Annotated in this window: 10 protein-coding genes and 1 tRNA gene; 6 read left to right on the top strand and 5 right to left on the bottom strand. The window is 49.0% G+C overall.

Annotated elements, in window-relative coordinates; translation table 11 throughout:
• Window position 1: 1 nt before the first annotated feature.
• Both GQE98_RS17390 and GQE98_RS17385 read right to left on the bottom strand, forming a co-directional pair.
• The gene (locus GQE98_RS17390) at window positions 2-484 is read right to left on the bottom strand and encodes an Hpt domain-containing protein (protein ID WP_161317124.1); all 483 of its coding nucleotides are present in this window, start codon (window positions 482-484) and stop codon (window positions 2-4) included.
• 54 nt (window positions 485-538) lie between these two features.
• Window positions 539-1024 carry a response regulator gene (locus GQE98_RS17385; protein ID WP_161317122.1) on the bottom strand — a complete coding sequence of 162 codons (486 nt, stop codon included), beginning with the start codon at window positions 1022-1024 and terminating at the stop codon, window positions 539-541.
• 168 nt (window positions 1025-1192) lie between these two features.
• On the opposite strand from GQE98_RS17385, the gene GQE98_RS17380 reads away from it, so the two are divergent.
• A complete protein-coding gene (locus GQE98_RS17380) occupies window positions 1193-1579 on the top strand; it encodes a cupin domain-containing protein (protein WP_161317120.1) in 387 nt (128 codons plus the stop codon).
• Window positions 1580-1648: 69 nt separating this feature from the next.
• On the opposite strand, the gene greA is transcribed toward GQE98_RS17380, so the two are convergent.
• The 3 genes from greA to carA all read right to left on the bottom strand — a co-directional run bounded on the left by greA (window position 1649) and on the right by carA (window position 6621).
• Window positions 1649-2125: a transcription elongation factor GreA gene (greA, locus tag GQE98_RS17375; protein WP_161317118.1), complete on the bottom strand. Its 477-nt coding sequence runs from the start codon at window positions 2123-2125 to the stop codon at window positions 1649-1651.
• Window positions 2126-2201: 76 nt separating this feature from the next.
• Window positions 2202-5444 carry a carbamoyl-phosphate synthase large subunit gene (gene carB, locus GQE98_RS17370; RefSeq protein WP_161317116.1) on the bottom strand — a complete coding sequence of 1081 codons (3243 nt, stop codon included), beginning with the start codon at window positions 5442-5444 and terminating at the stop codon, window positions 2202-2204.
• A complete protein-coding gene (gene carA, locus GQE98_RS17365; RefSeq protein WP_161317114.1) occupies window positions 5437-6621 on the bottom strand; it encodes a glutamine-hydrolyzing carbamoyl-phosphate synthase small subunit in 1185 nt (394 codons plus the stop codon). Before carA ends, carB begins: the two co-directional genes overlap by 8 nt.
• A gap of 220 nt (window positions 6622-6841) precedes the next feature.
• On the opposite strand from carA, the gene GQE98_RS17360 reads away from it, so the two are divergent.
• The 5 genes from GQE98_RS17360 to GQE98_RS17340 all read left to right on the top strand — a co-directional run bounded on the left by GQE98_RS17360 (window position 6842) and on the right by GQE98_RS17340 (window position 14794).
• Entirely contained in the window at window positions 6842-7300 is a 459-nt protein-coding gene (locus tag GQE98_RS17360; RefSeq protein ID WP_161317113.1) for a GatB/YqeY domain-containing protein, read from the top strand.
• 75 nt (window positions 7301-7375) lie between these two features.
• Window positions 7376-9265: a DNA primase gene (dnaG, locus tag GQE98_RS17355; protein ID WP_161317111.1), complete on the top strand. Its 1890-nt coding sequence runs from the start codon at window positions 7376-7378 to the stop codon at window positions 9263-9265.
• A gap of 69 nt (window positions 9266-9334) precedes the next feature.
• On the top strand, window positions 9335-11407 hold the full coding sequence (rpoD, locus tag GQE98_RS17350; protein WP_161317109.1) for an RNA polymerase sigma factor RpoD: 2073 nt from the start codon (window positions 9335-9337) through the stop codon (window positions 11405-11407).
• 127 nt (window positions 11408-11534) lie between these two features.
• A tRNA-Ile gene (locus tag GQE98_RS17345) sits at window positions 11535-11611 on the top strand.
• A 501-nt stretch (window positions 11612-12112) separates the two neighbouring features.
• Window positions 12113-14794, top strand: coding sequence for a calcium-binding protein (locus tag GQE98_RS17340; protein WP_161317107.1), 2682 nt, complete (start codon window positions 12113-12115; stop codon window positions 14792-14794).
• Window positions 14795-15021 lie beyond the last annotated feature (227 nt).

Raw genomic sequence — 15021 nt, 5'->3', positions numbered from 1 at the left:
GTCATTTAGGCTTTGCTCCAGATAACGCATTAAGAATCGGTACGGCGTTTGGGTCCGTATCGTCCTTGATGCGTTTAGCCATCACATAACCCAATATATCCAAATGAACCCGTATTAAAGGCAGGTTCATTGACGAGGTATTGACTTCGTCATTCGTCAACTCACATAAGCCTTCGCCGATTGTACCCATAATAGGGTAGCCGAAAGATCCGCCCATGCCTTTCAAGTCGTGTCCTTGGCGAAAGAGGATTGCCTTTTCCGCATCTCCGCCACTGCCATTTTCTAGTTGGTTCAAGGCTCCCTGGATATTTTCAATTACGGCCGGTATTCCAGCCAGAAATTGTTCGCCCAGGCTATCCATCTTCTTGGACATGCGTTTTTCTATTTCAGGAAGCGATAACCCGCCTTCTTTATCTACTTTACTGTCTAGTGTGACACTTGGATGATGAATTTCATACCCATCCATCTTGACAATTTTAGTCATAAGGATCCTCTTAACGTACAGCTTTTTCGGGCTAGAGCCATAAATAATCTCATGCTACTTCCGTCGCTCCATGCCTTCATAGCCGCGCATTGCACGTCGGCGATCAGGTCCGATGAACTCAGATGCCTTGATAAATACACGCGGATTTTCAATCATCCACACCAGCCGATCATATAGAGAACCGACCGATACCGGTTTAGCCAAGAATTCAGTTGCGCCAGCATCTCTTGCTTCAATGACATTTTGTAACTTGGTTTGGCCAGATATCACCAGGATGGGGGTGTATGGATCAACACCTAGTTCTCCCTGCCGGATACGTCGTATTAAATCCAGTCCATTTTCGGGATTGGGAGATAGGTCAGAAATGACAATATCTGGTGCTTCCTCATGCATCTTCTCGATGCAGCTTTTCGCATCATAGCATCCCCTTGAATTGACAATATTCATTGCCAGCAGGATACTTCTCATAAGCAAATGCATATTTCTGTTGTCATCGACGAAGATGACATTGAGATTTCTAAAATTGTAGTAGTTTGTCATTCGTTCAACTTATGATTATTTACCCGTCTCAATATGCTGTTTATCCCGGAAAGATAGCTAAAAATCCCTAATTTTTTATAAAGCGATACATTAAGCATTTACGATATATAGTAAATAGCTGAATATTAGTTTATCGGTGTAGTGTCGTCTTTGAAACAAGGGATAAAAATGCCTAAAGCCATTGATATTAATGCGATTCTTAATACCTTATCTCCACTTCGCAATCGTGGCCTCGAAACCACAGAAGAAGAAGCAAAGGCAGCTTTCGCCACTCTTGAGTCATTTAACAACGGGGCTGTTTTCACAGGTAGTTTCGATGGGGTAAGTCCATGGGAGCGGCATTGCGGAGGCGATGAACTGGTTCATATCCTAAAGGGAGAGACCCGTCTGACAGTTTTATCAGATAGTTCGGAGGATATACTGACCCTTAAATCAGGGATGATGACGGTGGTTCCGCAAGGATGCTGGCATCGATTTCATGCACCGGGTGGGGTTACGGTACTAACAGTGACACCGCAACCGACAGACCATTCTACGGCGGATGATCCGCGCTAATTTGTTTGATGTACAAATAAAATACCCATGGCGTGGCGCGCCATGGGCATAATTCCAAAGGCTATATTATTAGCCTACGTAGCTGACTTCAATTACCTCATAGGCTTTTGAGCCACCAGGTGTAGTTACTTCGATACTGTCGCCTTGTTCTTTACCAATTAGAGCCCGGGCAAGCGGCGCCGTTACCGAAAGGCGTCCTTCTTCAATGTTGCTTTCATCTTCGCCGACAATCTGATAGCTCGTTTCTTCATCGGTATCCTCATCCGCAAGCAAGATCGTTGCGCCAAACTTAATCTGACGGCCGGAAATGGACGTTACATCAATGACTTCGGCACGACCAAGTTTATCCTGCAATTCGGCGATACGACCTTCGATATGAGATTGCTGTTCTTTTGCCGCATGATATTCGGCATTTTCCGACAGGTCTCCATGTTCGCGCGCCGTTGCAATCGCCTGAATCACGGCAGGACGGGCAGTCGATTTCAACTCTTTTAATTCTTGTTCAAGCCGCGTATATCCCGCAGCCGTCATTGGTAGTCTTTCCATTTGAAATCTCGATTACGTAATTTGTTAATCGCAAAAGCTGCATTGACTAATGTTTGGTGCGCAGCTTGTCAAGGAATTAAGAATAGGATTGAAGGGAATTAACTTCAAGTGTGCCCGTTACAATTTTCTCGATTGCTTGCACTGTTGCGTTGGCGCCGGCGACAGTTGTTGAATAAGGGGTTTTCATAACCAGGGCCGTATGGCGGATATCATAGCTATCCCGAAGTGCCTGGGCACCTTCTGTTGTGTTGAAGACCATCGCTATTTCCCCATTTTTCATGGTATCAACGATATTTGGCCGCCCTTCCATGACTTTGTTGACGCGCGTAACTTCAAGACCCTGCTCGCTCAAGTACTGAGCGGTCCCGCCAGTAGAGACAATCTTGAACCCAAGGCCAATAAGCTTGGCGACGGCATCCTTTATGGGGCTTTTGTCCAGATCTTTGACCGATACGAAGACAGTGCCTTCTGTAGGTAATTTGACACCAGCGGCGATCTGGGATTTCAGGAAGGCCGCGCCGAAATCTTTATCGATCCCCATAACTTCACCCGTGGAACGCATTTCCGGTCCCAAAACAACATCAACGCCGGGAAACCGGGAGAAAGGGAAAACGGCTTCCTTGACGGTTACATGGTCAAGTTTCCGGTACTTGAGATCGAACGAGGCAAGGCTTTCGCCAGCCATGATACGCGCGGCAATTTTCGCTATGGGGTAGTTGATGCTCTTTGCGACAAAAGGAACAGTCCGGCTTGCGCGCGGGTTGACTTCCAGAATAAAAATTACGCCATCTTTGATCGCGAACTGGACGTTCATCAGGCCAACAACATTGAGCGCAAGAGCCATTGCCTCGGTTTGCCGTTTGATCTCCTCGATAATTTCGCCAGAAAGCGTATGCGGCGGAAGGGCACAGGCACTATCCCCGGAGTGGATGCCCGCTTCCTCGATATGTTCCATGATGCCGGCGACAAAGACCTCTTTACCATCACTCAGGCAATCGACATCGACTTCAATGGCATTCTGCAAATATCCATCGACGAGAACAGGATCTTCCCCGGAGACGATTACGGCCTCGCGCATGTAACGATCAAGGGACTCACCATCGCGGACAATTTCCATTCCACGGCCACCCAGCACATACGACGGGCGGACAACAACCGGGTAGCCAATTCTCTCAGCGATTTTGAAAGCTTCCGCCACGGATCGGGCGATGCCATTTTCCGGCTGCTTAAGACCAAGCTTGTGAAGTAGTTGTTGAAATCTTTCCCGGTCTTCCGCGAGGTCAATGGCATCTGGTGAGGTGCCAAGAATCGGAACGCCTGCGGCTTCCAGTCCTGCCGCCAGTTTAAGCGGTGTCTGGCCACCGAATTGGACGATCACGCCATGAAGCGCCCCTTTCGATTGTTCTTTCCTGATAATTGCCAGCGTGTCTTCGACCGTCAAAGGCTCGAAATAAAGGCGATCAGACGTATCATAATCAGTCGAGACGGTTTCCGGATTGCAGTTCACCATAATCGTTTCATAACCTGCCTCAGAGAGAGCGTAGGCGGCATGAACGCAGCAATAGTCAAACTCGATTCCCTGGCCGATGCGGTTGGGGCCGCCTCCAAGGATAACAACCTTCTTTGCCTCAGTCGGTTCCGCTTCGCAGACGGCCTCGTCCCATTCATTGCCTTCATAGGTCGAATACATATAGGGCGTTTGCGATGAAAATTCCGCAGCGCAGGTATCAATGCGCTTATAAACAGGCTCGACCCCAAATTTCTGTCGGGCAGCAAGCACATGTTCCTCGCGCGTGCCGGCAAGCTCGGCAAGGCGATGGTCACTGAACCCCATGGACTTGAGGGTCAAAAGGCCGCCTTTGGTCGTTGGAATGCCGCCAGTGCGCACCGCGTTTTCCATCTCGACGATGGACTGGATCTGGGAGAGGAACCAAGGCTCATATTTACTGGCAGCCCGAACTTCTTCAAGGGTTAGCCCTTCACGGAAGGCTTGCGCGATGTTTAGAAGACGCTCCGGTGTTGGCTGCGCGAGTATAGCCTGAATGCGTTGTTTGTCGGCATGTTGCTCGCCGGGGCCTGCGAAATTCTGTTCGTTGAGACCGGTTAGGCCTGTTTCCAAGGACCGGAGGGCTTTCTGAAGGCTTTCCGTAAAAGTCCGGCCGATTGCCATGGCTTCGCCCACGGATTTCATGGCTGTACCAAGCTTAGCTTCGGCGCCTGTGAATTTTTCAAAGGTGAAGCGCGGAATCTTGGTGACGACATAATCGATTGTTGGCTCGAACGATGCCGGCGTCACGCCGGTAATATCATTATTGAGCTCATCAAGCGTATAGCCGACGGCCAGCTTTGCCGCAATTTTCGCAATTGGAAAACCCGTAGCCTTGGAAGCGAGCGCGCTGGAGCGTGAGACGCGCGGGTTCATTTCGATAATAATCAGGCGGCCATTTTCTGGATTAACGGCGAACTGCACATTGGAGCCACCCGTCTCTACACCAATTTCACGCAACACCGCAATCGAGGCATTGCGCATAATCTGATACTCTTTGTCCGTGAGGGTCAATGCGGGGGCGACTGTAATAGAATCGCCCGTATGGACGCCCATCGGATCGACATTTTCGATGGAACAGATAATGATACAGTTATCCGCTTTATCGCGAACAACTTCCATCTCATATTCCTTCCAGCCGACGATGCTTTCCTCCACCAGCACTTCAGTGGTGGGGGAGGCATCAAGTCCGCTGGTGACAATTTCTTCAAATTCTTCCCGGTTATAGGCGATACCACCACCGGTGCCGCCCATGGTAAACGAGGGACGGATAATACAGGGGAGCTTTACCTCTTCCAATACCTTCCAGGCTTCCTCGAGTGTGTGGGCGACTGCGCTTAAGGGCATGTCCAGGCCGATTTTCAACATGGCGGTCCGGAATTGGTCTCGGTCTTCCGCCTTGGCAATGGCCTCTTTATTGGCGCCGATCAACTGTACACCGAGCCGATCAAGCGCACCGCTTTCGGCAAGCGCTAGGGCCGTATTAAGCGCGGTCTGGCCTCCCATAGTCGGCAGAATGGCGTCCGGCCGTTCCTTTTCAATGATCTTTTCGACGACTTCCGGGGTGATAGGCTCCACATAGGTGGCGTCCGCAAGGCCCGGATCGGTCATAATTGTCGCCGGGTTGGAATTAACCAGGATAACTCTGTAGCCCTCTTCCTTAAGAGCCTTACAGGCTTGAGTGCCAGAGTAATCGAATTCGCACGCCTGCCCAATAATAATGGGGCCGGCGCCGATGATCATTATGGACTGGATATCTGTACGTTTAGGCATTTTTTCTATCAACCAGATCTATGAAACGCTTGAAAAGATAATAACTGTCCTGTGGGCCCGGGCTCGCCTCGGGGTGGTACTGCACCGAGAAAACAGGTTTTCCGTCGATCTCAATCCCTTCGACAACACCATCAAACAAGGATTTATGGGTTTCCGTTACGCCTTCAGGCAGGCTTTCGCGGGTGACGACGAAGCCGTGGTTCTGTGAGGTGATTTCGACCTTCCCCGTTGTTAAATCCTTAACGGGCTGGTTGGCACCACGATGGCCCTGATGCATCTTCATGGTTTTCGCGCCAACAGCAAGGGCTAGCATCTGGTGGCCAAGGCAAATTCCAAATGTAGGAATGCCACTATCCACACATTTGCGGATTACAGGGACAGCGTATTCCGCGGTGGCCGCGGGATCACCAGGTCCATTGGCGAGAAATATTCCGTCGGGATTAAGCGCCAGGATGTCGTCAAATGTTGTCTTTGCGGGCACTACCGTAATGCGGCAGCCAAGCTCAGCGAGGCAGCGGAGAATATTGCGCTTTATGCCGTAATCTACAGCGACGATATGACGGGTCGGCGTTTCCTGCTGGCCAAAACCTGTGTTGCTATCCCAGTTAGTTTCTGACCATTCATAGGGAGCGGTACAGGAAACCTCTTTCGCAAGATCCATGCCTTCAAGTCCTGGCCAGCTTGCGGCCTTCTCCTGAAGGGCGGCAATGTCAAACTTGCCATCCTTACTATGCGCAATGATCCCGTTTGGTGCGCCGGATTTACGGATATGGTGGGTAAGGCGGCGCGTATCGACCCCGGTAATACCAGTAAGTTTTCTTGACACTAACCAGTCATCAAGAGGACCAACCGCTCGCCAGTTTGCCGGTTCTGTGATGCTTGCCCGAATAATCAGGCCATTTGCCGCAATGCCGGAAGTCTCGATATCCTCGTCATTGAAACCGACGTTACCGATATGCGGGAAGGTAAAGGTGATGAGCTGTCCGGCAAATGAGGGGTCTGTAAGGCTTTCCTGATAGCCGGTCATCGAGGTGTTAAAGCATACCTCACCGACTGTCTCGCCTTCCATTCCAATGCCAAAGCCGTGAAAAACAGTGCCATCGTCCAGAACAAGAACAGCCGTTGCAATCCGTTCGCTGTTCAGATCGACCGCGTTGCCATTGTTTACATAAGACATGATAATAGGGACCCTCTTGCGGCAATTCCGCTGAGCCGAAAATTCTCTGGCCTGATAGTTGAATATTGCGCAGCAACATAAGCAGTTTGTAAGTGCGCGTCAAGTTTTTAGACATAAAAAAAATTGTTTAATATCAATAACTTAGCAATAAAATTTGGTTTGCCTTAAGCGGAGGTTTCGGCTAGTATGGCGACTTTCTTCATAACGGATTCGGTTATTTATGTTACGAAACGAAATAAAAGAGTCACTGAAAGAAGCAATGAAATCAAAGGATAAGCGACGAATTTCAACGCTTCGTCTTATCCTTGCGACACTGCAGGACCGGGATCTCGCCGCCCGAGATAAAGGTGCGGAAGAGGGAATCACGGATGAGGAGATTCTGCAGATGCTGACCACCATGGTTCGCCAGAGAAAAGACTCTATCGCCGCCTATGAAAAAGGGGGGCGTGTTGACCTTGCTACCTCGGAACAGGAAGAAATTGACATTATTTCTGGCTATCTTCCGAAGCAGTTTGACGAAGCCAAAACGCGCGCAGCAGTAGAGGCTGCAATTAGTGAGATCGGGGCGACTGGTCTGAAAGACATGGGGCGCACTATGGCTGAACTGAAGACGCGGCATGCCGGGCAAATGGATTTTTCCAAGGCGAGCGCCATTGTAAAGAGTATACTCGGAGCATAAATCTGGCATATTGCACTGGTTAATCTTGATTATCCAATTAACCGGTTAACATAAAAAAATAGGTTGGAAGTAGCAATGGCGTTTCCGCCGCAATTTATGGAAGAACTTAAGGCGCGTGTCAGCCTTGCGGATTTGATCGGGCGGCGGACAAAGCTAACCAAAAAGGGCAGGGAGCACTCAGGTCTCTGTCCCTTCCACAACGAAAAAACACCTTCTTTCACAGTGAATGAGGAAAAGGGTTTCTATCATTGCTTCGGCTGTGGCGCGAACGGCGACTTAATTGAGTTTGTTAAGCAGACTGAAGGCGTTGCCTTTCCCGAAGCCGTGGAGCGGCTCGCTGCTTTCGCTGGCCTTCAGGTGCCCGAGGAACGACCAGAAGAAAAGGCGCGACAGCAACGGACGGCCACTCTACATGAAGCGATGGAACTGGCCGGAAAGTGGTTTACCTCACAGTTGACAAGTCAGGCGGGAGGGCGAGCGCGAGAGTATCTGTCACGCCGTCAGGTGTCCGAGGCTGCGGTGGCGTCTTTTCGACTCGGATTTGCGTCGAATAGCCGGACAGCGTTAAAAGAAGCGTTAATTGCCCGCGGCGTCACGGAGGCAACCCTGATTGAGGGGGGGCTTGTTATAAAGCCAGACGACGGGCGAGAGAGTTATGATCGCTTTCGGGATCGTTTGATGTTTCCTATCACAGACCGTCGAGGGCGCATTATCGCCTTTGGAGGCAGAGCGCTTGGCGACGCGCCGGCGAAATACCTTAATTCCCCGGAAACGCCGCTCTTTCACAAGGGTCATGTGCTGTACAATATGGCGATGGCGCGCCAAAAGGCATTCGATACCGGCACGATTATCGTGGCCGAGGGCTATATGGATGTCATTGCCTTGAGCGAGGCTGGCTTCACGCAATCTGTTGCGCCGCTGGGGACGGCAATAACGGAAGATCAATTGCAGATATTGTGGCAGATGGCGGCAGAGCCAATTATGTGCCTGGATGGCGATACGGCGGGTTGGCGGGCAGCTTTGCGGGCATCGGAACGTGCATTGCCCCTTTTGCGTCCGGGCTATTCCCTCCGATTTGCCCTGTTACCGGAAGGAGTGGACCCAGATGATTTGATTCGTAAAGAGGGGGCGGGGGCCATCAAGGCCATTCTCGATAAGGCGCTACCTCTTTCCGAAATTCTCTGGCGCAAGGAAACAGATGACCGTCCAATCGATACCCCAGAGCGAAAAGCGGCTCTGGAAAAATCTCTTTACGATCTTTGCGATGAAATGCGCGATCCGGCGGTGCAGAATTACTATCGGAGCTTTTTTAAAGACAAACTCTGGCAGGCATTTAGGCAGAAAAAGCCTCCCAAAGAATGGCAGGGCGATGGTCGTTCGAAACAAAGCCGATTCGGGCGATTCGCGAATCAAAGGAGCGATTCGCATAAAATGTCGTCTATTTCCATGCGAAATCCTCCGTCACCCGGTGGAGGTCGGCGCGAAGAATTAATCCTGCTAACCATTGTAAATCACCCGGAAATAATAGAAAACCACTTTGACGCTATTGCTTCCTTGCAGTTTGCCAGTCCTCAGCTTGACAGACTGCGGCGGGCAATAATAGATATTGCAACGGTCGAATCATCCCTTGACTATTCTGGTATGGCGCACCATCTAGCTGAACGTAATTTGTCTGCACAGGTAGAGAGCTTGCAGGGGCCGACGACCAAGTCGCTGGACTGGTTTGCTGATCCTGCGGCCGCTTATGAAGATGCGTTAAACGCTTGGTTACATATTGTGGCTCGTCATAAATTGGAGGCGCTACAAAAAGAAGTTAAAGCGGCAGAGCGTCAATTGGGGGAAAATGCAACGGCGGAAAACCTTGATCGGTTGAAAATGGCGAAAAAAGCATTGGAGGATGCCTCTGGTAATGAGGCCAATCTTGACGGGTTCGGGCAGGCGTCCGGACGTAATATCAGTGTTTAGGCAGACAGAATCCATACGGACCGTACTTTGCGGGACAAAAAAACTGGAAGATTTCAGGAGTTAAATTTTATGGCGACAAAGAGTGCGGAAGCCGTCGATACGTCGGATCAAAATGATGAGAGCCCCGACAGCCCGCTGATTGATGCCTCCCAAGCGGCCGTCAAGAAGATGCTCGCAAAGGCAAAAGACAAGGGATATGTGACATTCGACGAACTGAATGCAGTGTTGCCTCAGGACCAGATGTCGTCGGAGCAAATCGAGGATACTATGTCCTTGCTCTCGGAAATGGGTATCAATGTCGTCGAAAATGACGAGGAAGGCGCGGATGACGCGCCCGCCCAGAAAAGCGATGATGATGACGATGACGGCGAAGACGAAGTCACGGAAAAGGTCGTAAAAGAAACTCCGGAGAAACCTGCGTCGACGGCGGGTGACCGTACGGATGATCCCGTCCGGATGTATCTTCGTGAGATGGGAACCGTGGAGTTGCTCTCGCGCGAAGGCGAAATTGCTATTGCCAAAAGGATTGAAGCGGGCCGCGGTAAGCTAATCGGAGCTATTTGTGAAAGCCCGCTCACCATCCGTGCCATTTTGAACTGGCGCGAATTGATGCTTCAGGAAAAGCTGTTGCTTCGTGATGTCATTGATCTTGACGCGACTTATGGAGCCGGCGCCGCAGCTGAAAAAGCATTGCAGGAAGGTTTCAGTGAGGATAGCGAGGATGACGAACTTCCCGCTGCGGGATTGAGTGATAACGAAGAAGACAGTGACTCCGATTCCGACGAGAATGACGACGAGGATACAGACGAAGAGGGCGAAGAAGGCAGCAGTCGGAAAGATCAGGATGATGACGAGGACGATGCCGAAGAAAACACGATGTCACTCGCCGCTCTTGAGGAGACATTGAAGCCAGAAGTTTTTGAACGCTTTGATGAAATCGCCAAGACATATAAGAAGCTGCACAAACTTCAGGAAGCGCGCCTGACCGCAGCACTTGAAAATGAATCTGTTTCTAACTCCCAGGAAAAGAAATACGAAAAGCTGAAGCTAGAGTTGGTGAAACTCATGGATGATGTCCATCTCACCAATAATCGGATTGAGGCGCTTGTTGATCAGCTCTATGGCATCAACCGACGACTGATGAGCCTGGAAGGCAAACTTTTACGCCTCGCTGAGCGGCACAAGGTCTCCCGGGTCAGTTTCCTTGAGAATTATTTCGGGAATGAGCTTGATCCGGGCTGGGTTGACAAGATGGGAACCCTGAAAGCCAAGGGCTGGAAAGACTTCGTTGCCAATGAGGAGAGCGGTATAGGTGAAATCCGGAGCGAGATTATCAAGATCAGTTCTGAATTCGGTATGCCCATGAACGAATTTCGTCGCATCGTAAGTACGGTCCAGCAAGGTGAGCGGGAGGCAAGTCGGGCCAAGAAGGAAATGGTGGAAGCCAACCTTCGTCTCGTGATCTCCATTGCCAAGAAATACACCAATCGCGGCCTGCAATTCCTTGATCTTATTCAGGAAGGGAATATTGGCCTGATGAAGGCGGTGGATAAGTTTGAATATCGCCGCGGCTATAAGTTCTCAACCTACGCTACCTGGTGGATTCGACAGGCGATCACCCGTTCAATCGCCGATCAGGCACGAACTATTCGTATTCCAGTGCATATGATTGAGACGATCAACAAGCTGGTACGGACATCACGGCAGATGCTTCATGAGATTGGCCGTGAACCAACACCAGAGGAGCTGTCTGTTAAGCTTGGAATGCCGCTTGAAAAAGTGCGCAAAGTCATGAAGATAGCGAAGGAGCCGATCAGTCTGGAAACGCCAATCGGGGATGAAGAGGATAGCCATCTTGGCGATTTCATCCAGGATGAGAATGCGGTGCAGCCGCTGGATGCGGCGATCCAGTCGAATTTACGGGAGACTACGACACGCGTTCTGGCTTCTCTAACCCCGCGTGAGGAGCGTGTCCTGCGTATGCGCTTTGGTATCGGAATGAACACCGATCATACTCTGGAAGAGGTGGGGCAGCAGTTTTCTGTGACACGTGAACGTATTCGTCAGATTGAAGCTAAAGCGCTCCGCAAATTGAAGCACCCGAGCCGCTCACGTAAGCTGAGAAGTTTCCTCGATACCTGATGACCTAGATAAGGAGGATGATAAAATTGGTGATTACGTCAATTCGCCAATTGCGTCCTCATTCCGAACAGGCTAAATAGTCTCGGATACATGCTACTGGCGTTGTCTGTCGCATGATAAAAAATTAGGGCCTGTAGCTCAGCTGGTTAGAGCCGTCCGCTCATAACGGACTGGTCGTAGGTTCAAGTCCTACCGGGCCCACCACTATTCTTGAGGCGAACCTGGATCTAGTCCAGGTTCGCCCATGAACCCGCAATTCAGCGAATTTTGGCGATATTCAATCAGAACAGAGACGCTCACTTGAGAGCAATTAAGCTGCAAGTCGGCATTCGTCACTGCCGTCCTGTTTCGGTGTCCAGTTAATAGGTTTAGTTGGAAGATAAAATAGGGTAGCCGAGCCGTTCTTCCCTGACAAGGTTCAATAGTAGAATCCAACCTTTATGTGGGGTCTCTGGATATAATGTTCCTCTTCGTATGAAATATAAGTAAAAATAATAAGTAAGTAATACTTAGTATTTATATAAAAAAATTAGTAATTAAGTTGTATAAAAAATATTTAAAATTTTATCAATATAACTTATCCATAAAAATGCCTTAATTCGATAATATTTACTTTACTAATTCATTGTATACTAATCTATGAAATTGATTTAACGAATTTTTTAGGTGCTCACGGTAATAGCGCCACATTCAGGAGAAATATTTATGAGCTCCGAGGTTTCTGATGCAGAAAAGGAATTGCTTGAGCAATACGCAAAGGATTTGGGGGTAGGTGTAGTAAATTTGGGTCGGGAAAATACGCTCTTTCCCGTTAATAGTTTTACGCTTAGTTCGACCTTTGAGTTAAATAGCCTTACAGGCGATCTTCAATCAGTGCTTTGGAATCCCCGGCAATACGGTATCCATGTAAAAAATGATGATCTGAAAATCTCTCTGCGTGAAGATGACGGGACATTACATACGACAACAATTCAAAATATATTTAATGAGGCGGGCTGGCATGACGTCCAGGTTGTTCTGGATGCTGAAGTCGGAAGTTTAATTATATGGCTTGATGGAGCGGTTGTCTTTTCCGGCTCTGGTGAGCATGTCGCGTTGACATCTTCCATTTACAGTGATGTCAAGGCAGGGGGGTGGCGTAACGGACGGTTTGAATTGGACGGTCAGGTGGCTTCTGTAACAATAGCGGACGAAGCCCTGGAAATCGACGGTTCTCAATCGCTGTTTGATCGCATGACCCTAGTTTCCGAAAGCGATCTTCGTGAAACCTTTACTTCACTAAAGGACAGTCCAGAACCTGTTGTTGTTGGGACTATTGAAGATCCGGATGCGGAAAATAGTAATCCACCAACGATCGGAAATACAGTGATTGACGATGCTCCAACTCAAAAGGAAGCAGATGCAACCCTGCCTATGGAAGACGAAAAGCTACCTTTCGAGAATTCAAATGATGATGTGGAAATAGCAGGCATATCCGTTGGAGCTGTTGGAGAAGACGGCTATCTCGCTGCGGATAATATCATGAATGAGGAAGACACGGACGTAAACGCAGGCGCTTTTCTGGCGGCGGACGAACAAGTAAAAATGGAAATGGGTACAGCCGGCGTGCCCATCGATTTAGCTTTGTCACGAGACTATGAACTGATTTTCAAAACATTGTCGGATGCAGGAATAAACGCATTTCTACCGCTTACAATTTATCAAGAAATACCCGAGATAAAGAGCTTGCATTTGGAAGCAGACTTTTTTCCGCCACCTTTCGGGTCAGCTACTACCGAGCTTTATGATCTGGCCCGACAGTACGGTATCAAAATCGCTTTTAGCGCAGATATTATGTATCCGGTAGGCACAGAAATTCCAAGTGCCGACGCAGACCCTCTAATGGCAATCATTGCCATGGGCGGGCGCGATATTATTCACAGCGTGATTAATTATGATGAGCCCGTATACAATGGTTTGGATCCCGCCTTTTCACAAGCTGTTTACGAACATGTCAAATCAATAGATTCTACTCTAAATGTTCAACAGATCCATGCACCTGTCGGTGAAGAAGCAGATCAGTCCGCTTATCTTCAATCTGTCCTGGACCATGCGGAGTGGGCAGATACAGTAGGGTTTGATGTTTATCCTGTTGGCGCTCATTCTGGCGCGAAATCTCCACATAGTGGCGGGCAGATTCTTGAGCCGGCTGAAGCTCTTAAGGACTATGTCAGCTGGCTTGACATTAACCTCGCGGACAAAGAGCATGTAATGGTCCTTCAAGCCTTTGAAATAGCTGACCTATACTCGACCGAAAAGCTTGGAACTTTTTCTGCCGAAGAACGGGCGATGTCCCGTGAACCGACAGAATTTGAAATGTACGCCATGTTAGAGGCTGTGTCGGGTGTTGATTCTGTTTTCTGGTTTGGTCCGAGTTTTCAAGCCGCTCAATCTGCTTCAACATGGCAAGGAGTTCTGACGGTCTCAGAAATGGCCATGAAAGGGACAGCTTACCCGCAGCTTGGGGAGTTGATTGACATAGATAGCAGCCCAGATATCGTAAATGAAAATGCGGGAGAAGGATCGCCGACGGGAATTCAATTGGCTGTTCAGGATAGTGATGCGATAGATGCTGTTACTTACGTCCTGGACGATGACCGGTTTTTCGTAGATGAACTCGGCATTGTTAGAGTTGCAGAAGATGCATTTCTAGATTTTGAAGTCGAGAGTTCGATCTCATTTACTGCGACAGCTCGGTCAGCGGATGGATCTGAGAGTAAAACACAACTAACACTGCAGTTGAACGACGTAGCGGATGTTATGTCGGGTACGTCTTCCTCTGATTATTTGGTTGGGGGAGAGGGTGCTGATGAAATTCGCGCATATGAAGGCGATGACCTGATTGGTGGTTTTGGCGGGGATGACCTGATTTTCGCTGGCGATGGTGCAGATGTTATTTACGGTGGTTCTGGCAATGATACAATTTCAGGCGGTTCGGGTAAGGACGCGATGGTAGGCGAGGCTGGCAACGACGAACTCTACGGTGATGGCGGCAATGATTACCTTGCTGGCGGTGATGGGGACGACATTATTGCGGGAGGGGATGGACAGGATGAACTTCTTGGTGATGCTGGTGACGATAGACTATCCGGAAATCTAGGCGATGATGCGCTTATGGGCGGTGAGGGTAGAGACACCTTCGTTTTTGCCGCTGGTGACGGAACTGATTACATAGTGGATTTTGATGTAAGACAGGATCATCTCCAGTTTCAAGGAGAGATTAGTTTTTCAGATTTGACGATTTCCGGAACTCTTGATCACACTCAAATAACTTATGGGGATGATAGTATTATCCTGCTCGGTGTAACTGATAGTTTACGGGAAGATATCGATATTATGTTTGGCTGATGTTCGCCATCTTGATTGCTTGCAGAGCCTATGACTGTTAAATTACCAAGCTGCAAAAAAGCTAATCAAAGCTCAAACCTGAGCTTACAAGTATAGTTATTATCCTTAAAAGATTTTTAAAAAAATCCGAGAGGTTGCTTCTTTCCCGGAGTGAGCAAGACCAAAAATAAACTGTTTACTACCTACAAATGATTAAAGTATTTCGGTTCTTTATTAAGTTGCGGGAG

The organism is Sneathiella litorea, assembly GCF_009882915.1.
GTDB lineage: Bacteria > Pseudomonadota > Alphaproteobacteria > Sneathiellales > Sneathiellaceae > Sneathiella > Sneathiella litorea.
This window is presented reverse-complemented; position numbering and strand designations above follow the sequence as displayed.